Genomic DNA, 19,391 nt, shown 5'->3' on the forward strand with positions numbered 1-19,391 from the left:
TATGATCTACTACTTTATGAGTAGATCATATGCCTTTTAGAAAGTCCTGCTTGAACCTAGATCACTATATAGTTTGATTCATGTAACAGATTTCTAAAAATGTGACCAATTTCACAGATAAGGCCAGAAAAATGAGAAAAGTCCGTGAGTTGAAAAATTTTTTAATGGCCCCAAATACTAAAATATAACTATACTCTGACTATAATAAGTCGCATCCATGTTACTTATGGTGCAATGAAGAAGTATGACGAGTATGAATGAAAAAGCGACTGTTGTTGTTTGTCTCTTAGATATAGCTCACAAAGGTTTTCCAAGGGGCGAGAATTAATTAATAGCTTATTGAAATAAAGGAGAACTTGTGCGCTGGTTACCTCTCATCTTTATCTGTCTTCTTATCTATATTGAAGCCACTATTTTTGTCCATGTCGCTTCCGCGATTGGTGTTTTGACAACACTCATTCTGGTTGTTTTAACATCATGTTTGGGTGTTTCACTGGTAAAAAATCAGGGCATGAAAAATGTTTTACAGATCCAGCAAAAAATAGCGGCTGGTGAAAGCCCTGCGTCAGAAATGATTAAAAGTGTTGCATTAGTGCTTGCAGGAATTTTATTAATTATCCCGGGATTTTTTACCGACTTTCTTGGGTTGCTATTATTATTACCACCAGTTCAAAAATTGTTTGTAACGCGTTTTTTGCCACATATTCGTGTTTTTCAATCAGGAAGTAGCTTCTCTTCTGGGCGCGCTAATCCTTTTCAACAAGGTGATACCTTTGAAGGAGAATTCCAACGTAAACAGGATGATCCATCATATAAACTTGATCAATCTAATGATCCAGATAAATCAGAAGATAACGATAAGCCTAAATATTAATTCCCTGTAAAAAAGGAAAGATAAAAACAAAAATTTTTATCTTTCCCCCCTTGAAGTCTTTCTAAGCAGCCCCAATCTCCCTAAACATGGTACTAGTAATTGAAACTACAAACATACTGGTATTGTCCTTTTACTTGTGTGGACTTTATTTATAGGAGAACTATTAATGAAAATTCGTCCATTGCATGACCGTGTTATCGTCAAGCGTAAAGAAGTTGAATCTAAATCTGCCGGTGGAATCGTTCTAACAGGCACTGCAGCAGGTAAATCTACGCGTGGTGAAGTTCTTGCTGTTGGTAATGGCCGCATCCTCGAAAATGGTGAAATTAAAGCTCTGGATGTGAAAGTCGGTGACATCGTTATTTTTAACGACGGTTATGGCGTGAAAGCTGAGAAAATTGACAACGAAGAAGTGCTGATTATGTCAGAAAGCGACATTTTAGCGATTGTTGAAGCTTAATTTTCAATTAGATCTTCTCAACGAACGAAAAGAATTTAAAGGAAAGAAATAATGGCAGCTAAAGACGTTAAATTTGGTAATGATGCTCGTGTAAAAATGCTTCGTGGTGTGAATGTTCTTGCCGATGCAGTAAAAGTAACATTGGGTCCAAAAGGCCGTAACGTAGTTCTGGATAAATCATTTGGTTCACCAGTAATCACTAAAGATGGTGTATCTGTTGCACGTGAAATCGAATTAGAAGATAAATTCGAAAACATGGGTGCACAAATGGTGAAAGAAGTTGCATCTAAAGCGAATGATGCAGCGGGTGACGGTACAACAACCGCAACAGTTCTAGCACAAGCTATCGTAACTGAAGGTCTTAAAGCCGTTGCTGCGGGTATGAACCCAATGGATCTGAAACGTGGTATTGACAAAGCTGTCACTGCTGCGGTTGAAGAACTAAAAACACTGTCTGTTCCATGTGCAGATACTAAAGCAATCGCTCAAGTTGGTACTATTTCAGCAAACTCTGATGAAACTGTTGGTAAGCTGATTGCAGAAGCAATGGAAAAAGTTGGTAAAGAAGGTGTCATCACTGTAGAAGAAGGCACGGGTCTTGAAGACGAACTAGATGTTGTTGAAGGTATGCAGTTTGACCGCGGTTACCTGTCTCCTTACTTCATCAACAAACCAGAAACTGGTGTTGTAGAATTGGATAATCCATTCATTCTGCTTGTTGATAAAAAAGTTTCTAACATTCGTGAACTGTTGCCAGTTCTTGAAGGTGTAGCAAAAGCAAGCAAACCACTTTTGATTATTGCAGAAGATGTTGAAGGTGAAGCACTTGCAACTCTCGTCGTTAACACCATGCGTGGTATTGTTAAAGTTGCAGCGGTTAAAGCACCAGGTTTCGGTGATCGTCGTAAAGCAATGCTACAAGATATTGCTATCCTAACTAATGGTACTGTTATTTCTGAAGAAATCGGTATGGAGCTTGAAAAAGCAACATTAGAAGATCTAGGTCAAGCAAAACGTGTTGTTATCAACAAAGATACTACAACCATTATTGATGGTGTTGGTGATGAGGCTGCAATAGCAGGCCGCGTTGCTCAAATCCGTCAACAAATCGAAGAATCAACTTCAGATTATGACCGCGAAAAACTACAAGAGCGCGTTGCTAAACTAGCAGGCGGTGTTGCAGTTATTAAAGTTGGTGCAGCAACAGAAGTTGAAATGAAAGAAAAACGTGCTCGTGTTGATGATGCTCTGCATGCAACTCGTGCTGCGGTTGAAGAAGGTGTTGTTGCTGGTGGTGGTACTGCGTTAGTTCGCGTTGCGGCTAAACTGGATGCACTAAAAGGCGATAACGAAGAACAAAACGTTGGTATTCGTGTTGCACTGCGTGCAATGGAAGCACCAATGCGCCAAATCGTTGCTAACGCAGGTGAAGAACCATCTGTTGTTGTAAACAATGTTAAAGCATCTAAAGGTAACGAAGGTTACAACGCTGCAACAGACACTTACGGCGACATGATCGAAATGGGTATTTTGGACCCAACTAAAGTAACGCGTTCTGCACTGCAATTTGCTGCATCAATCGCAGGCCTGATGATTACTACAGAAGCAATGATCACTGATCTACCAAAAGATGACGGCCCTGATTTAGGTGGTGCTGGCATGGGTGGTATGGGCGGAATGGGCGGTATGATGTAGTGTGACGAGAGTCAGCTAGCCGAGCGGGCTACGTCCATAGTGAGTGCTATTCTGAATAGGTGGTACTCACTCCCAACCCGCATTAATTAGCACAAATATAATAAATACCCGATGTTCCGGACTTTAAATGCTGCCGGAACATCGGTGCTCTGCTCTGTGAATCCCTTACTTCCTAATATGATTTTAAAGTCAGAGATCCTTAAACTTACAAAGTTATTCAATTTTGTAACGTCCAAAAAAATACCTACTGAAGTGACCCCATAAAGTCAGATTTATTATTCATAACTAAAATTACTAAATTTTATCTTTTGGGATCATTCTCTTTTAAGGCGGTAAAAATCCTTTCCATAGTTGAATTATCTAGATAGTTTTCTCATCAAGATATACTTTTAATCTCATTACATTCAATTAGTAGCTGTTGTTAATAAATTATTAACAAAGGCACTAAGACGATAATTTTACGAATGTAACAGAATTTCAAGGTGTTCAATAACTGAACCACTAGATGGTTTCATCAAACTTATGTTGAACCAATAAAACTGAAAGATTATTATATTATTGATAAATAAATGTTATGTATTTCATTGTAATACAAAAAATTGATAAATATTTATTTATTGAAATAAATGACTTATTAATGGGCTTTTTATCTCTATTTTTAAACTATCCGGAAGTGTAATAATTAATTTAATGATAAAACAATGAATTACGAAAGTGGCATTGTAAGATTATTCCTAATCATTTTTTCGCTCAATGTACATAGCATTTTTTATTTAATTTTAATGGGTTAGCTGTTTTTAACAAAAAAACGAAAAAAACCGAAAGGAATATCCACTTTTTATCTATCCTATTAAGAATAAACGAAAGGATTAAATAACAAGATTACAATTTTTTTACGCTGAGTCACTTATCCTACGAGGTTCGGATTATTCCTAAGTATTTACACCTCATTACCCCCTCTATATTATCTCCACTAACCGAAATCACCATGCGCATTGGCTGAACATAATGGAATTGAGCAAAGATTATCTTGCTCTTATGTAAACTGACATTTGTTATACTGTTAAAGGACGTATTATGCCAACTCCATGTTATATCTCTATCGAAGGAAAAACCCAAGGTCACATCACTGCGAATGCCTTTACCCCAGAATCTGTGGGTAACATTTATGTGCAAGGTCATGAAGACCAAATGTTAGTCCAAGAATTTTCTCACGTGGTTACCGTGCCAACAGACCCGCAATCTGGTCAACCTTCAGGTCAACGTGCGCACAAACCATTCCGTTTCACCGTTGCCCTGAACAAAGCGGTTCCACTGATGTATAACGCATTGGCCTCGGGTGAAATGTTGCCAAAAGTAGAACTGAAATGGTATCGCACCTCGATTGAAGGAAAACAAGAGCATTTCTTCACTACCACGCTGACGGATGCCACTATTGTCAACATCGACTGCCAGATGCCACACTGCCAAGACCCAGCAAAATCAGATTACACGCAGCTGATTGAAGTGTCACTGGCGTACCGTAAAATTGATTGGGAGCACACCAGCGCAGGCACATCCGGTGCAGACGACTGGCGCGCACCGCTCGAAGCTTAATTACCCCGCTTCTCACGAGCCTTTCGGGGCTCGTCATCGCTATTTTAACTTTTTGCCTTTTATATTCCGTTTACTTGGAGCTTATCCATGTTCGCTAAAGATCCGAAAAATCCTGCATTTGACCCAACCGCCATACTGCAAGATGAAGCGATTAATCAAGCTCAAAATATTGCTCTATCACAAGCTTCCGGCACAACCCGACAAGCTATCAACATGGCACAAAGTGGGCTATCAATGGCGTCAAATTTTGGATCATACTCAGATGTTGCCGAAGCGGCTCAATCCGCCTTACTTAGTGCATTGGGACTTAACCCCAACCCCAGTGGCTTAGTCTTTACTTGTGAAATTGGCATACTGCCGCCAGGGACATTACAAGTCACAGATTTTAGTTTAACCGAAGGGCTTTCCTCACTTTTTAAACTGACTATTAATGCGGTCAGCTTACTGCCAACGATGGACTTTCAGTTGCTATTAGGTCAAGCCTCCTCACTGACGGTAAAACGGAATGGGCAAATAATTCGAACTGTAAATGGGATTTTAGCAGGCGCCGTTCAAGGCAATACGGATGGTGTAAAAACATGGTATCAGTTTGATATTCGTCCCGAAATGTGGATTATGACACTGAATCAAGACAGCCGCATTTTCCAAGACCAAAATGTGCCCACAATTTTGCAGACTTTATTGAATGAAGCGCATGTCAAATCGGAGAGCCTTTTCTACCGAGAAGATTTACATCCTGTTCGTGATTACACCACTCAGAAACGAGAGTCAGCCTTTGATTTTTGGTGTCGCATTGCATTTGAAGAAGGGATTAACTTTTGGTTTGAAGAAGACAAAATGTTCTATAGCGATGAACACTTAGGAATGACAGCGGGCATTAATCTGACCTATAACCCACAAGCTGACACGGATATTACTGACAGTACCGCGACAGCGTGGCAATACGGTGAGTATTTATGTGTCGATGAAACTATTCAAAAAGATAACAATTACATTCGTCCATCTTATCCATTGTCACATCAAGAAAAATTAGACGAAGGCGGCCAACACAGTATTTTTGAAAGTTATGGACGTTTTCAGTTAGATGCCGAAGGTGAGCCACTCACTAAAGTCCGTTTTGAACAACTGCGCAGTGGAAGCCGTGTAGGGCAAGCCAACACAAATTGTTTTGCACTACGTCCCGGAAAAATAGTTACTTTAACTCGCCATCCCAATCCCTTGATGAATGATAGCTGGCAAGTTATTTCCGTCACGCATCATGGCGTACAGCCGCTTGCTGATAATGGTGGCGGGGAAGGAACTCAACTGAGTAATTCGGTGTCATTTATTCCGGGTCGTGAAGAATGGCGACCACCTTATCGCTATAAACCAACGGCCGATGGTGATGAATTAGCCACCGTTGTGGGGCCTGAAGGCGAAGAGATTTATGTCAATGAATATGGTGCGGTCAAAGTGCATTTTCATTGGGATCGCTATGGTAAGCCAAACCATGGTGCCTCTTGTTGGGTGCGTGTAGCGATGGGCTGGAGCGGTAATGGATATGGTTTTTCTGCTGTACCAAGGATCGGCACGATTGTTCAAGTCAGTTACCTGAATGGTGACTTAGATCGCCCGATTATTACAGGTTGTACCTATGACGGGCGCAACGCTCCGCCTATCAAGTTTCCTGAAAATAAAACCCGCACCACATTTCGAACAAAAACCCACAAAGGTGATGGGTTTAACGAACTGCGTTTTGAAGATGAAGAGGGTAAACAGGAAGTGTTTATTCATGCCCAAAAGGACATGAATACCAAAGTTCTTAATGATCGTCATACCCATGTATTACATAACCACAACGAAGTAGTGGATAACGACCAAGCCATGTTGGTGAAAGGCAAGCGAACTGAAACGATAAATAAAGATAACACAGAAACAGTTGGTCAAGATAAGAGCATTACTGTGGGAAACACTCTTTCAATTAATGTAGGTGATGTGATTGAACTCCGTTGTGGTGCAAGTGTTCTGCGTATGGATAGTGGCGGTAATATCACGATTAATGGTCAAAAGTTCACTTTTGAAGCCTCAGGCCATGTCCAAATCACTGGGAAAGATGTGGATATAAATTAAGGAGGGCACTTGATGGAGTTTCGAAATCTTACACCATTTTCAGTGATGAACTATAAGATGCTTGATGTCGATGATATCGAGCATCATGTTGTTGTGATGAAAGTTGGGTATAGCCTTGTTCCCACAGAAAATAGTTATGACTATATACCTCATTTATTGACTGATTTAACGCTTGAGTTTTCAGACCAATTTGTCAGCAAACCTAACACATCCTCAGTTCTTGCAGAAAGTGACTTGGCGCCGTTTAAACCACGCTGTGATGTTATTTTAAATGGTATGGCTTATGCGCCGGATAATATTCCCGCTGAGTCAATCATTGCTTCTTTACTTATCGTCAATCAAAATAAAAATATTTTACTCGAAAAATCAATACGATGTTTTGGTGAACTCCAATTTGTCCTAAATGAAGCATTAAATCAATGGCAATTGAGTGTTCCTAAACCAATTCGTCAGTTACCAATTGATTATCGTTATGCATTTGGGGGGGAATGTAAAATTTATGAGGGACAAAAATTAGAATACTCTATTCCTGATGAGGTTTTATTGACAGAAGCGTTACGCCAAGATCATCCAGAAAAAGAATTAGCGCCGATCGCTCATGCGACCTATGAATACAATCCGTTAGGACAAGGATTTATGACATCATGGTATCAAAAGTCAAAAGGAATCACTGTATTACCCGCTCCACAAATTGAATCTTTAACGCATCCCGTTACTGCTAAATGGGCCACTGAACAGTTAAATAATGAACAATTACAACCTATTTCAGCAGGATTTGGTGCTATTGGTCGGGCATGGTTACCGAGACGTTTATTGGCCGGAACCTATGATGAAAAATGGCTAAATCAGCGTCATCCTTATCTTCCTTATGATTTTGATTTTGGCTATTGGAACTGTGCTCCCGCAGATCAGCAAATTGATTATCCCTCCGCAGATTTTTCGCTCACACTCAAAAATTTAACGCCAAAAGGTGAACTCAGAACGACATTACCGGGACATCGTCCTTTTGTCTTATTACGGATGGAAAATGGCCTTTTTGCTCCTCTTCATCTTAATTTAGATACCTTAATGATTGATTCAGAAAAATTACAATTATCATTGACTTATCGTTTAATATTTAAAGCCTCTCTCCCAATACGAGTGTGTGAAACTCGATTTGAAATAGATCCGGATGCACCTTTAGTCCGTTTTTCTGAATCGACTAAGGAATTGAGCCATGGCTGATAATTATTTAGCTCGCCAGCAAGGTGATTGGTTGGTGATTAGCTTAACGCCCGATGTTTGTAAAACACCAATGGGATCATCAACCCCGCCAATTCCTTATCCTGTTATTGCCAAATTAGAATCGGCGGTTTCTGTTGTGCCATCAGTTAAAGCTAACGGCCACCCTGTTGTGGTGTTTGACCAAAGTTATATCCCAACGACTTTAGGTGATGAAGCGGGGGTCGCAAACGGGGTGAAAAGTGGCACGGTTAGTGGGAAATGTTATCCCATTGAGCATTCAAAAAGTGTTCGAATAGGGAAAAAGCCAATACTTCGTCATGGTGATAAATTTTGGATGAATGGAAAATAGGGATAAAAAATGTCAGATGATGAAATTATTCACGATGTTATGCTTGTGTCTGCAACAAGTGAAAAAGCTAAACCTATTCGGCCATTTGAACAAGTCAAAGATAACGTTGTTGATTGGGATATATACACTAACGCCGTAGATGATGATACTGGTAATAGTATTTTTTATATCGACTTCTATGATAATACTGATGAGAAAATTTCAGTTGGTAAGTTTTTGCCCGAAGAATATGCCATATTCCAACAACAAAATCCGCAGCTTAATTTACCTGAATTAAATCAGGTTGAAAAAGATCTTCCTGATACTGGATTTATTAGTAAACGAGATAGCGAAATACAAAAAGGTTCAAGCCTCTCTGCTAATGGTAATACACAAGGTATTGTCACAAACCAAGCAAAACCATCATCAGGGTCCGTAAAAAATGCTAACCCCCTTGTTTCACTCCAAACTCCCACTGAGAAAAAAATACTAACACAGCATTCAGCTTCTTTATTATCTGCTAAAGAGATTGATAATGTGCGTCAATGGGCTGAAGAACGAAAACAAGACTTAACAGAATGGGCCCAAGAGGAACAACAAAATTTTAATCAGTGGGTCACGCAAGTTGAGCATGAGGTGTCAGCAGCTATTGATTCTCCTTTTGAAGGCCTTGCGGGTGGATTAAAAAACCAATGGAATACTATACCTGATTTACTTGATATTATTCACACTGGGGCACAAATCATTGAAATTACAGGAAGTGTTTTGGGCTCAAAAATTGCTGGGCTATTCAGTGATAAATGGAAACGGGGTATGGAGGAGCATGCTCAATTCGTTCAAGATCAGGTTGGGAAATCTGCGTTTGATTTTATCCGGTTTAATAAATTATCAGATGCGGAGAAAGGAGGGGCATTTTTGATGTCAATCATCCCAACAGGATGGTTGAAACAGTCTGCCGGAATAATAAAGCAAAATATCACAAAAAAACCTCTAAACCAAGTCAAGACGCGGGCGGAACAGTTAAACCGCGAGAGACCGTAGAAAACAAGCCTTCAGAGACGGCATCAAGTCAGGTAAAAAAAGAATCATCAGAGACTAAAACATCAAAACAAGGTGAAAATAATTCCACCTTAAATAAAAATACGTGTGGTGACCCCGTTGATATTGTAAAGGGTGACCTTATTCAAGCCTGGCCTGTTATTCGTATTCCGGGATTATTGCCCATTGAATTAACGCGAACTTATTACTCAACTCAATCTCCTACAGGGATTTTTGGCGAAAAATGGGCGGATAATTGGTCCATGTTCTTGAAATTACATGGTGATACCATTGACTTTCAAGATCCAGAAGGGAATTTATATTCTTTTGATACCCCGAAAGATGATATCCGTTCAAGAAATTTACGTGCTCCCCATTATTTATTACTCGGCCATAAACAAACCGCGCTTCAAATACAGGATACTCGTCGTCAATGTGTATACCACTTTGATATATCCACTTCATTACATTGCCGTTTACTCAAAATCACTAACCTACAAGGTGTGGCTTTAAATTTTTATTACAATGAAAATCAACAACTCAGCCATATTTTGCGGGATGACGGCTTTTTAATCAGATTATATTATCAATATAACCAGCTGATCCAGATTGACTATGAATACGCAGGCGCCACTCAGCGATTAGTCACTTGCCAATATGATATTTATGGCTATTTGAGCGAATGTGATGCTTTTCAACAAAACCACCTCTGGCATACCTATACTGCTGAAGGTTGGATGACTTCATGGCGAGATACTGATCAAACCGCACTCCACATTGCCTATGATAAGCAAGGGCGTGTTATACAAACTCACTCAGACAGTGGCTATTGGTGCGATCGTTTCTTCTATGATGATACCTTATTACTTAATACTTATGTCGATGGTACTGGTGGGCATTTTCGTTATTATTATAATGAAGACCAACTCGTTATACGTACACTTGATCCATTGGGTCGAGAAACGCGTACACAGTGGTGTGACTTTAAAAAAATAAGTGAAACCAATGATATAGGTGAAACTACCTATTATACCTATCACCCTGATGGATTAATTGCACAAATTTATCTTCCGGATAAACGTCATATTGGTTATGAATACAATGATGCGGGGCAGCTTACACGATATATTTCCCCATTAGGGGATGAATGGCGCCTTGAATATGATATTGACCATAATCTCTCCACTATCACCACCCCACAAGGTCAAGTCCAGACTTACGAATATAGCCAACACGGAGAGCTACTGAAAGCTATTTCTCCAAATGGGGCGCAGTGGCAATATGAATATAATGCGGCGCATCAATTAATTAAAAGCACCAATCCATACCAAAATAGTACCGAATTTCAATTTGATGAACTGGGGCGTTTGCAAACATACACTGATGCACTGAAACATACGACGCATTATCGCTACAGTGAACACCATGATGGCGTCAACGGCAGCTTAAGTGATGTATTATTACCTGATGGTGTACATCAACATATTGAATATGATAGCGAACGCCGAGTGACAGCAGTCACTGATGGTGAAGGCCGCACAACACGTTATCGTTATGGCGCTTTTGATTTATTAATGGAAATGGTTCGTCCTGATGGGACGGTTATCCATTTTGAGTATGATCCACTCACTCGATTAAAATCAGTCATTAATGCGTTAGGTGAAACTTACACCTTTGAGCGAGATCTCGCGGGGCAAGTTATTCGGGAAACCGATTTTACAGGGCGCGTTCTAGAGTACCGCTATGACCGATTAGGGCGTCGTATCGCCACATGTTATCCCGATAATCATGAACTACGTTGGCGCTATAATGCTTCGGGATTGGTGATAGAACAAAGTGAATGGCGTGTTGAGGAAAATGGTGCTCAATGTTTGTCGATAACAACTTATGATTATGATGCACGTTTCCAGTTAATCAAAGCAACCAATCCCGATTCAGTTGTGGAGTTTGATTATGATGAGCAAGGGCATCTGATTTGCGAGCGGATTAATGGGCGCAAAATTCAGCATCAGTGGGATGAAAATACGCAAACATTGGCTCAAACACGTTTTGGCGAGCGAGAACTGAACTACGCCTTTGGGCTATTGGGTGAACTGACGCAACTTCAAATCAACCAACATCGACCGTTGCATTTTAGCTACAATGCGCTCGGTCAAGAGTCTCTACGCCATAGTGAAACTGGATTTGCTAACTCCAGCCACTATACTGCCTCAGGGCTATTAGCCCACCAACGAGCCGGACGCGGCTCTGAACAGTTCTTGCACTCATTGCAAGATAATCCACACGTTCCACCAGTTTGTAGCGATGTTCATCGCTCTTTCTATTATGACCGTGCGCATAATGTGGTAGGAATAGAAGACGCTCGTTGGCAGCGCACACAATATCATTACAATGCGAATGATCAGATTACGGAAACGCAATACAGTAGCCAATATCGTAGCCATTATGAACGTTTTCAATATGATGCCAACTTAAACCTGATCGAACATGGTGTTGTGCCGGAAGGTGCACAAACCGCAATGCTGCAACTTGCACAAAAGCAACAGGCTGGGCGAGTGGTGCGCCGAGGGCTAGCGCGGGGTTATCAAGATTATCATTATGATTGCAATGGTCGATTAGAAAAGAAAGTCGTTCATGAGCACGGCTATCGCCCAAAAACGTGGCATTATCTGTGGAATACCTTAAATCAATTAACGGCCTGTTTCACGYCTAACGGGGATTGTTGGCAATATACTTATGATGCTTTTGGTCGGCGGCTGAGTAAAACCAAAACTGTGGATAGCCAGAAAATTAATGAATCTCCGGTTTTTCCGCTATCACATTTTAATATAAGGCCATTTGATCCAGAAACGGGAGCCAGTTCAAGGAATGGGAAAATTCCGGGAACCTCTGAACATTATGAATATTAAGGGAGATCATAATTATGTGGTTTGAAAATGCCATGTATAAAGAAAAATCAAGCACATGTTTAATGATGAGTTTTCTATTGAACATATTGAAATTAATACTTGTTTGTTTTATGCGCATTCTTCTCTGCGGCTTGGTTTTTATAGTAAAAATATTCCATCCGTATTCCCGGCTAAGTGGAAAAAAAATGAATTTAATGCATTGAGTGTTACGTTAGAACTTGGTGACATTATTCATTTTGAATGTAAAGGAACTAGCCTTGGCTTCGAATGTACACCAACTATCAAATACATAGATAACAAGGTTCATGTGAATATTTCCCATGATAATTTTTATTTAAACTGTATTGCTCAGTTTTTGACAATTAGAGATATAAATCCTTATCTAGATGAAAAGTGGGATTAATATTTAACTAATTGTCAATCAGAACAAAAAAGCTAGAAAGATCCCATAATCTTCTGGCTTCTTCATGTTTAAGAATCGCTCAGTTTACCTTTTAGCCGATGACATACCCCGGCATCAGCTCATGCATGGTGTGTGTGATGGCTCTGAGTTGCGCTTGCTGTTGTTGGTTCTGCTGCTTCATCGCTCGAATATCTTCGCTGTCGGGTATCAAAACCAAATAGCCGTTTAAGATTTTGACGGTGAACCTGATATGGTTGCTGGTGGGTGGCACGATCCAAAACCAAGTGGGTTAGGTAATACTAAAATGAATATGGAATTAGAAGTCTGTCGATGAAAAGGAAAGTAAAATGCGCGATGAAGCTTTTGAATTATTTATTGAAAAATTTGGAGAAGCCACAATTCCACGTTATGTTTCTGAGGCGGAAATTGAAAAGTGGCGAGGTAAGTTACCTGAATTACTTTTGACCTATTGGCACAATGAAGGGTGGAGTAGTTATTATAATGGATTATTTACTATTGTGGACCCTGATGATTATGAGGATATCGTAGATGAATGGCTGGAAAATACTTATTTAGAGGAAATTGATAGTTTCCATGCGATTGCTATTAATGGATTTGGGAATATCTACTTATGTGGTGAAAAAACTGGTCATTGCATAGATATAAGTTCAATTTACAATACAATTTTTGTCCAGAAAAAAACGATTAATAATATTAATACGGAAAAATTTAAAAATAATACAATAGAGTCACTATTTGTTTTATCTGAGATTGACGACTATAACAAAAAAGGTCTTTTTGAAAAGGCAGTCAAAAAATTTGGGCCTCTCGGTGATAATGAAATATTTGGTTTTGAGCCTGCGATTATTTTAGGTGGCGAGCTGGATATTAAATATATTCAAAAAGTCGATGCACGTATTCATTTATCAATTTTAGCCCAACTAGCTGAACCAGAAATTAATGAAATTAATGTGTAGTTTCAAAGAGGAAATATAATGAGAGACCTTTATTTTTCATCAATAATTGACAGTCTTGGTGAAGCAACAGCCTCTTGTTATGTTCCACCTGAGCATATTGCAAAATGGAAAACAATTTTACCCGACAATTTACTTAATTGTTGGATAAATGAAGGCTGAAGTAGTTATCAATATGGTCTTTTTTCTTTTGTTAACCCTTCTCTGTATAAAGACGTTGTTCTTGAATGGTTAGATGGTACGCATCTAATTGAAATGGATAATTTTCGGGTTTTGGTGACCTTTATTTATTTGGTGATCAATATAGATTTATTTGTAGGATATTATCGTGCTATGGAATTATCGAAACTTTATCTGAAATAAATAAAGTATTTCAAGAAGAGCGAAATAGACAAATTTATCAAATTTACCAAATAATAAAGAAAGAAAAATCTAGATCCCGCCGATATTTTTCTTTCTTTAATTGAGAAACATGGCGAGCTCAATGAAAATGAAATTTTTTGCTTTGAACCTTTTGGTCGGCGGCTGAGTAAAACCAAAACCGTGGATAGCCAGAAAATTAATGAATCTCCGGCTTATCCTCTGTCAAAACAACGTATTACAGGCTGGCACTATTTATGGTCGAAAAAGTTTGTTTGATTAAATGAAACTTATTCGTTTATAAGCTTGCTGCCAATCACGGCAAAAATCATTTATCGCGTTGTCAGCGAGAGCTGAATTAACCATATTATGCAGCACATCAACTGGTAAAGTGACGGCGGTTGCACCTGCTAATAAACAATCAACAACTTGATGGGTATTCTTAAAGCTTGCTGCCAGTATTTTGCAGTCAATTTTTTGTAGCTGAATAAATTGTTGGATTTCAGTGATGACTTTTTTGGCATCAATACCATTATTGTCCATGCGATTAAAATATGGCGCAATATATTCTGCCCCAGCAAAAGCGGCCATGATGGCTTGAGAAGTTGAATAAACGGCTGTCGCTAGTGTTCGAATTTCTTGTTTTTTCAATTCATTAATTGCGGCTATGCCCGCTAAATTAGCAGGGATCTTTACGATCATATTGGCGTCTAAATTATGTAGATATTGAGCTTCTTTAATAATATCCGAGGTATTGGTGGCTAACACTTGGGCAAATAATAGTGCGTGTTCACCAAGGATTTTTCGCAGATCAGTAAGCACCTCAATAGGATCAACTCCCGCCTTTGCCATGATGGATGGATTTGTCGTTACCCCATTGATTGGTATCATTTTTGCTAATTCAGCAATAGCCGTGCAATCTGCACTATCAATATACAGTTCCATCATTTCTCCTGTGCTTAAATATGATCTTTATTGAGTGCTTATCTGCTCTAATTTTACTGGCGCAAGTCGTATAAATTGATAGCGCCAACTAATATGCCATCACTATTCACAACAGGCGCGGCACTGATTTGTCGCTCATACAATTTTTCTACAGCAGTGGCAACATTCAGATGCTCTGCCAGCTTATAGCCAGGGCGAGTGAGTAAAGGATCAAGTTTATCCTGTAGCTGCTTGCCTTTTAGTAAAGCCCGACGCAAATCACCATCTGTGAAAATACCTTCAACTTGTTGGTGTTCATTGCATGCAATCACTAACCCCATTCCTGTACGTGTTAATTCTGCCATTGCATCTAAAATGGTTGCATTATGATTAACTTGAGGAATTCTCTCGCCTGTACGCATCAGATTGGCGACTTTATTTAATAAACTTGCACCTAAACTGCCACCTGGGTGAGATCGTGCAAAATTCTCTTCATTGAAATTCCGTATACGCATTAATGCCATTGCTAATGCATCACCAAGCAATAATGTATTTACGGCACTTGAGGTTGGGGCTAATCCCATAGGGCAGGCTTCACGGGTTACAGCCAAATGTAAAACGCTATCTGCTTGTGCTGCAAGAAAAGAGTCCATTCCATTTGTGATAGCAATGATAGGAATATTTAACTCTTTTAAGACAGGAATGATTGTTTGCAATTCAATAGCGCGACCAGAGTTAGAGATAAAAACAAATATATCTTGGCTCGTTATCATCCCTAAATCACCGTGTAATGCTTCGGCGGGGTGTACAAAAAATGCAGGAGTGCCAGTACTTGCTAAAGAGGCTGCTATCTTTTTGCCAATATGCCCTGATTTTCCCATGCCAGAAACAATGACCTTGCCTTTGCAGCCCAAAATTAATTCACAGCTTTTAACAAAATCAGCATTGAGGCTATTAAATAAGTTATGTGCTTCCGCAAGCTCTATTGCTAAAGTTTCCTTAGCATAGGCAAGAATTTTATCTGAATTAGTCATCACTCTTCCCCGCTAAAATGACATTGATGCCTTTTTTTTGTAATGCTTGGAGGTATTCATCTGGCAGTTCTGGATCGGTAATAATGGTGTCGATTTTATCGAGAGTACAAACAATGTTAGGACTTTTGCGACCAAATTTTGATGAATCAGCCATTAAGATAATTTTTTCAGCGGCGTCACACATTGCTTTACTGACAGAGTGAACTTCATTAAAAGTCGTTACACCAATATTTAAATCAATACCATCGGCACCAATAAATAATTTGTCGAAATTAAAGAAGCGGAAAGCGGATTCTGCAAGGCTGCCATGAAATGAAGAGGATTTTTTCCGTAATGTTCCGCCCGGCATTAAAATAGTTTGGTCACCATCAAGCTCGGATAGGGCATTTACAATATGCAGACTGTTAGTCATCACAGTAATATTGTTAAACTGTTTTAAAAAATTGACTAATTGTAAGACGGTACTGCCTGTATCAAGGATCAGGGAATCACCGTCATGAATGAATTTTGCTGCGGCCTGCGCAATTAAACGTTTTTTCTCTGTATTAATGTGCGTTTTGCGGTCTAAAGGTTGATCTCCTTCTTCATGGCTAAGCATTACGCCGCCATAAGTCCTGATGACTTCATTACGTTTTTCAAGTTCAGTGAGATCTTTACGAATTGTCGTTCCTGTCGTTTCAAAATAGTCAACGAGGTCACCAACCGTCGTTTTTCCATTTTTTTGTAGAAATGCCACAATAGCATTTTGTCTTTGCTTTGGTTTCATTATCAATTAGCCTTAAAGTAAGGTTTTATTTTTCATAAATAATAACTCATTATGAAGTAAATTTCCTTTTACTTTAAAACATTATACTTTTGGTGTTATTGCGTTAGCTAACGCTTCTTGACACGTTTTCCACTTTGGAAAAATTTTTTCTGGATCAATATCTTGGATATGATAGCCACAAATGCTAGTCAACGTTTTAGGTCTTGCAAATACCGTTAACCCCTTCATGATAATAGCCGAAATAATTTTTTCATTTTCATCTATTGCTAATGCAATTATCACTCTTGGTTTAAAACTAAAGCGATTTCCCATTGAACGACCTAAGCCAACGCGGCCTTGTTCACAAAGTTTATCAAACATGCGGTTGAAACTACGTAATTGATACCACCCGAAAAAAATCTGGCTTAACCATGCAATAGCCGCTATTACAATTATTTCAGTTCCCATATTTATCTTCCTAACCAAAATGGCGGGGAAACAACAGTATTGCTATTTCCCCACGCTAATTAGAACATGACTTGACCGCCAGTAATATTAATTGACTGTCCTGTGCAATAGGATGCTTTATCACTTGCATAAAACAGTAGAACATTTAATACATCTTGGTAGTCACAGCCTCGATTGAGTGGTACTTTGGCAGTATAAGTTGCTTCAACCTCTTCTGGCTCAATCCCCAATTTTTGCGCATATTGAGGGATTAATGATTGGAACATTGGCGATTTGAGTAGGTTACCTAGCATGAGTGAGTGTACAGTGATGCCATATTCAGCTAAATCAAGAGCCAAAGATTGTGTTAAACCAACCCCACCAAATTTCGCTGCACTGTAACCGGAGTTGTGCTTGCTACCGACTTTACCGGATTTAGAGTTAATTTGAATAATACGGCCTTGAATATTATCGCGTATCATTAATTTAGAAAACTCGCGAGCACACAAGAAATAGCCAACTAAATTAACTTGTAAAGAGGTTTCAAAATCCATTAATGGGAATTGGGTAATTGGTGATGCTTTTGCGACACCAGCACTGTAAACCAATACATTGACTTGGTGAAAAGTTTCATCTACCGCTTTAGCAAGATTAGCAACACTTTGTTCATTGGTTGCATTAACTTCAAAGCCGGACGCGGTGCCTTCACCATATTCTGCATTAATTTCTGCTGCAACTTTTTTGGCATTATCACTATTTAAATCAGCAACAGCGACACGGTAACCTGCATCTGCTAAACCTTTACAGAGAAAAGCACCGAGTGTTTGTCCTCCACCGACAACAACAGCTACTTCAGACATAATTCACCTCTAATCAATAAACTTTACAATAACGTCAGATTCGACACTCGCAGGTACATTACCTTGTACATGTACTGCTCCCGGCAACTCAGCATGTGATTGACCATCAAAAATCAATGTAATATGACCCAGTTCACGTAAGTTTAAGTTCGCGACTTCGCCTACTGCTGTAACAGGAAATTGTTGGTTTCCTAGCTGAAAAGTTGCACCTGATTTTAATTCCTTAACTAATTCCCCGTGTTGGTGGATAAAGCAGTATTCTTCGATATCTGCTGGGCCGCCATCTCGAAACAGGATCATCATGTTGTCCTGTAGAGCTTCGAGAGCGCAGTCACCTATTTTTATTATCTTGGTTTCAAAAATTGTCATAATTACCTTCTTACTGATAAATAAATGCAGAGACAGCCCAAGCGATAAGTACAGTTGGTGCACCTGTTAAAAATCGGCCAACTAATACTGATGGTACCCCGATGCGCACGGTATCTTGTTTCGCTTCTGCCAGCGATAATCCGACGGGGATAAAGTCTGCGGCTGCTTGAGCATTAATCGCAAATAGTGCAGGCAGTGCTAGATGAGGTGGAATATTACCTAAACCGATTTGTACCCCAATCAGCACACCAATAACTTGTGCAATAACAGCACCAGGGCCTAAGAAGGGCGATAACAATGGGAATGAACAAATCAGAGCAAGTAAGACAAGTCCCATAGGGTTTGTCGCAAGAGGTGTTAGCCCATTAGCAATTAAGTCACCTAGCCCTGATGCCATGATGATCCCGATAATTGCGGATACAAATGCCATAAAAGGCAAAATAGTTTTTAAAACGGTATCAATGGTGTCGCGACCTGCTTGGAAAAATTCAGCGACGATAGTCCCCATTCCGATACCAATTTTTGCGAGCAACCCATCACTTTGTTCTGTGATTTTTTTACTGGTGTCATAGGTTTTCTCTTGTGCTGCTTGCGATTGGGCTGGTGCTGCTGTTTGTTGCTCAACAATTGGTGTTGTTACAGGTTGATTTTGCTGAGTATCACGCTCGATTTTTCTGATATTTTCAGGTTTAACGCCTGAAACATAAATATCTTCTAAGATATATTGCGCTAATGGTCCTGATTTTCCTGTTGCATGAATATTAATTGTTGGTACACGGCGTTTTGGGTAAATACCGCAACGTAAAGTACCGCCACAATCAATAATCACTAAGCCAATTTCTTCAGAAGGTGGTTCGCCTTCTTTAAAACCATCAATGGCTTCCCAACCTGTGATATTACAGATAGTGTCGACAATACTTGGGCGTGTGCCTGCGGTAATGTAAACCAATTTTTTCCCTGGTTGGATTTCAAGTTTTAAAGGTCCACCCCAACCACTTTGTCCTTTTTCGATACGAATAAATGCTGTCATGTTTGTTCTCCG

At 39.5% G+C, this 19,391-nt stretch carries 19 protein-coding genes and 1 pseudogene; 12 read left to right on the top strand and 8 right to left on the bottom strand.

Annotated features, from left to right (window positions below):
• The first annotated feature begins 358 nt into the window (after positions 1-358).
• The 10 genes from OO7_RS03495 to OO7_RS03540 all read left to right on the top strand — a co-directional run bounded on the left by OO7_RS03495 (position 359) and on the right by OO7_RS03540 (position 12,636).
• Positions 359-874, top strand: coding sequence for an FxsA family protein (locus OO7_RS03495; RefSeq protein WP_008914586.1), 516 nt, complete (start codon positions 359-361; stop codon positions 872-874).
• A gap of 166 nt (positions 875-1,040) precedes the next feature.
• Positions 1,041-1,334 carry a co-chaperone GroES gene (locus tag OO7_RS03500; protein ID WP_008914587.1) on the top strand — a complete coding sequence of 98 codons (294 nt, stop codon included), beginning with the start codon at positions 1,041-1,043 and terminating at the stop codon, positions 1,332-1,334.
• Between the two features lie 51 nt (positions 1,335-1,385).
• Complete coding sequence (groL, locus tag OO7_RS03505; protein WP_008914588.1) at positions 1,386-3,029, top strand: chaperonin GroEL; 1,644 nt, start codon at positions 1,386-1,388, stop codon at positions 3,027-3,029.
• 1,077 nt (positions 3,030-4,106) lie between these two features.
• Positions 4,107-4,625: an Hcp family type VI secretion system effector gene (locus OO7_RS03510; protein ID WP_008914589.1), complete on the top strand. Its 519-nt coding sequence runs from the start codon at positions 4,107-4,109 to the stop codon at positions 4,623-4,625.
• A gap of 234 nt (positions 4,626-4,859) precedes the next feature.
• The gene (locus tag OO7_RS03515) at positions 4,860-6,734 is read left to right on the top strand and encodes a type VI secretion system Vgr family protein (protein ID WP_419177240.1); all 1,875 of its coding nucleotides are present in this window, start codon (positions 4,860-4,862) and stop codon (positions 6,732-6,734) included.
• A gap of 12 nt (positions 6,735-6,746) precedes the next feature.
• The gene (locus tag OO7_RS03520) at positions 6,747-7,958 is read left to right on the top strand and encodes a DUF2169 family type VI secretion system accessory protein (RefSeq protein WP_008914591.1); all 1,212 of its coding nucleotides are present in this window, start codon (positions 6,747-6,749) and stop codon (positions 7,956-7,958) included.
• Positions 7,951-8,307 (top strand): DUF4150 domain-containing protein, encoded by a 357-nt coding sequence (locus OO7_RS03525; protein WP_008914592.1) that lies wholly within the window; start codon positions 7,951-7,953, stop codon positions 8,305-8,307. Before OO7_RS03520 ends, OO7_RS03525 begins: the two co-directional genes overlap by 8 nt.
• 9 nt (positions 8,308-8,316) lie before the next feature.
• On the top strand, positions 8,317-9,327 hold the full coding sequence (locus OO7_RS03530) for a hypothetical protein (RefSeq protein ID WP_008914593.1): 1,011 nt from the start codon (positions 8,317-8,319) through the stop codon (positions 9,325-9,327).
• Positions 9,225-12,233, top strand: a complete 3,009-nt coding sequence (locus OO7_RS03535; RefSeq protein ID WP_008914594.1) for a DUF6531 domain-containing protein — start codon at positions 9,225-9,227, stop codon at positions 12,231-12,233. Before OO7_RS03530 ends, OO7_RS03535 begins: the two co-directional genes overlap by 103 nt.
• Before the next feature lie 55 nt (positions 12,234-12,288).
• The gene (locus OO7_RS03540) at positions 12,289-12,636 is read left to right on the top strand and encodes an Imm50 family immunity protein (protein ID WP_008914595.1); all 348 of its coding nucleotides are present in this window, start codon (positions 12,289-12,291) and stop codon (positions 12,634-12,636) included.
• Positions 12,637-12,727: 91 nt separating this feature from the next.
• On the opposite strand, the gene OO7_RS16395 is transcribed toward OO7_RS03540, so the two are convergent.
• Positions 12,728-12,907: a hypothetical protein gene (locus OO7_RS16395; RefSeq protein ID WP_156823126.1), complete on the bottom strand. Its 180-nt coding sequence runs from the start codon at positions 12,905-12,907 to the stop codon at positions 12,728-12,730.
• Between the two features lie 76 nt (positions 12,908-12,983).
• Between OO7_RS16395 and OO7_RS03545 the strand changes: the two genes are divergently transcribed.
• Together OO7_RS03545 and OO7_RS17605 are read left to right on the top strand one after the other, a co-directional pair.
• Entirely contained in the window at positions 12,984-13,613 is a 630-nt protein-coding gene (locus tag OO7_RS03545; RefSeq protein ID WP_008914596.1) for a GAD-like domain-containing protein, read from the top strand.
• Between the two features lie 18 nt (positions 13,614-13,631).
• Positions 13,632-13,973, top strand: a pseudogene (locus OO7_RS17605) (GAD-like domain-containing protein).
• 276 nt (positions 13,974-14,249) lie between these two features.
• Here the strand turns inward: OO7_RS17605 and OO7_RS03550 are convergent.
• The 7 genes from OO7_RS03550 to srlE all read right to left on the bottom strand — a co-directional run bounded on the left by OO7_RS03550 (position 14,250) and on the right by srlE (position 19,379).
• A complete protein-coding gene (locus OO7_RS03550) occupies positions 14,250-14,915 on the bottom strand; it encodes a transaldolase family protein (protein ID WP_008914597.1) in 666 nt (221 codons plus the stop codon).
• A gap of 53 nt (positions 14,916-14,968) precedes the next feature.
• Complete coding sequence (locus tag OO7_RS03555) at positions 14,969-15,928, bottom strand: KpsF/GutQ family sugar-phosphate isomerase (protein WP_008914598.1); 960 nt, start codon at positions 15,926-15,928, stop codon at positions 14,969-14,971.
• Positions 15,921-16,694 (bottom strand): glucitol operon DNA-binding transcriptional repressor SrlR, encoded by a 774-nt coding sequence (gene srlR, locus OO7_RS03560; protein ID WP_008914599.1) that lies wholly within the window; start codon positions 16,692-16,694, stop codon positions 15,921-15,923. The genes OO7_RS03555 and srlR overlap by 8 nt, the downstream gene beginning before the upstream one ends.
• Positions 16,695-16,775: 81 nt before the next feature.
• A complete protein-coding gene (gene gutM, locus OO7_RS03565) occupies positions 16,776-17,141 on the bottom strand; it encodes a transcriptional regulator GutM (RefSeq protein ID WP_008914600.1) in 366 nt (121 codons plus the stop codon).
• 59 nt (positions 17,142-17,200) lie between these two features.
• On the bottom strand, positions 17,201-17,980 hold the full coding sequence (gene srlD, locus OO7_RS03570; RefSeq protein ID WP_008914601.1) for a sorbitol-6-phosphate dehydrogenase: 780 nt from the start codon (positions 17,978-17,980) through the stop codon (positions 17,201-17,203).
• A gap of 9 nt (positions 17,981-17,989) precedes the next feature.
• The gene (srlB, locus tag OO7_RS03575) at positions 17,990-18,352 is read right to left on the bottom strand and encodes a PTS glucitol/sorbitol transporter subunit IIA (RefSeq protein WP_156823163.1); all 363 of its coding nucleotides are present in this window, start codon (positions 18,350-18,352) and stop codon (positions 17,990-17,992) included.
• A 7-nt stretch (positions 18,353-18,359) separates the two neighbouring features.
• The gene (gene srlE / locus OO7_RS03580; protein WP_008914603.1) at positions 18,360-19,379 is read right to left on the bottom strand and encodes a PTS glucitol/sorbitol transporter subunit IIB; all 1,020 of its coding nucleotides are present in this window, start codon (positions 19,377-19,379) and stop codon (positions 18,360-18,362) included.
• Between the last annotated feature and the right edge of the window lie 12 nt (positions 19,380-19,391).

Origin of the sequence: Providencia sneebia DSM 19967 (assembly GCF_000314895.2) — a bacterium.
Classification (GTDB): domain Bacteria; phylum Pseudomonadota; class Gammaproteobacteria; order Enterobacterales; family Enterobacteriaceae; genus Providencia; species Providencia sneebia.

What these genes read in the sequence shown, in the direction of transcription:
- OO7_RS03540 (WP_008914595.1), top strand. Translation starts at nt 12,289, where the DNA reads ATGTTTAATGATGAGTTTTCTATTGAACATATTGAAATTAATACTTGT.
- OO7_RS03555 (WP_008914598.1), bottom strand. Translation starts at nt 15,928, where the DNA reads ATGACTAATTCAGATAAAATTCTTGCCTATGCTAAGGAAACTTTAGCA.
- gutM (WP_008914600.1), bottom strand. Translation starts at nt 17,141, where the DNA reads ATGGGAACTGAAATAATTGTAATAGCGGCTATTGCATGGTTAAGCCAG.
- OO7_RS03550 (WP_008914597.1), bottom strand. Translation starts at nt 14,915, where the DNA reads ATGGAACTGTATATTGATAGTGCAGATTGCACGGCTATTGCTGAATTA.
- srlR (WP_008914599.1), bottom strand. Translation starts at nt 16,694, where the DNA reads ATGAAACCAAAGCAAAGACAAAATGCTATTGTGGCATTTCTACAAAAA.
- srlE (WP_008914603.1), bottom strand. Translation starts at nt 19,379, where the DNA reads ATGACAGCATTTATTCGTATCGAAAAAGGACAAAGTGGTTGGGGTGGA.
- OO7_RS03515 (WP_419177240.1), top strand. Translation starts at nt 4,860, where the DNA reads ATGGCGTCAAATTTTGGATCATACTCAGATGTTGCCGAAGCGGCTCAA.
- groL (WP_008914588.1), top strand. Translation starts at nt 1,386, where the DNA reads ATGGCAGCTAAAGACGTTAAATTTGGTAATGATGCTCGTGTAAAAATG.
- OO7_RS03525 (WP_008914592.1), top strand. Translation starts at nt 7,951, where the DNA reads ATGGCTGATAATTATTTAGCTCGCCAGCAAGGTGATTGGTTGGTGATT.
- srlD (WP_008914601.1), bottom strand. Translation starts at nt 17,980, where the DNA reads ATGTCTGAAGTAGCTGTTGTTGTCGGTGGAGGACAAACACTCGGTGCT.
- OO7_RS03520 (WP_008914591.1), top strand. Translation starts at nt 6,747, where the DNA reads ATGGAGTTTCGAAATCTTACACCATTTTCAGTGATGAACTATAAGATG.
- OO7_RS03545 (WP_008914596.1), top strand. Translation starts at nt 12,984, where the DNA reads ATGCGCGATGAAGCTTTTGAATTATTTATTGAAAAATTTGGAGAAGCC.
- OO7_RS03500 (WP_008914587.1), top strand. Translation starts at nt 1,041, where the DNA reads ATGAAAATTCGTCCATTGCATGACCGTGTTATCGTCAAGCGTAAAGAA.
- OO7_RS03510 (WP_008914589.1), top strand. Translation starts at nt 4,107, where the DNA reads ATGCCAACTCCATGTTATATCTCTATCGAAGGAAAAACCCAAGGTCAC.
- OO7_RS03530 (WP_008914593.1), top strand. Translation starts at nt 8,317, where the DNA reads ATGTCAGATGATGAAATTATTCACGATGTTATGCTTGTGTCTGCAACA.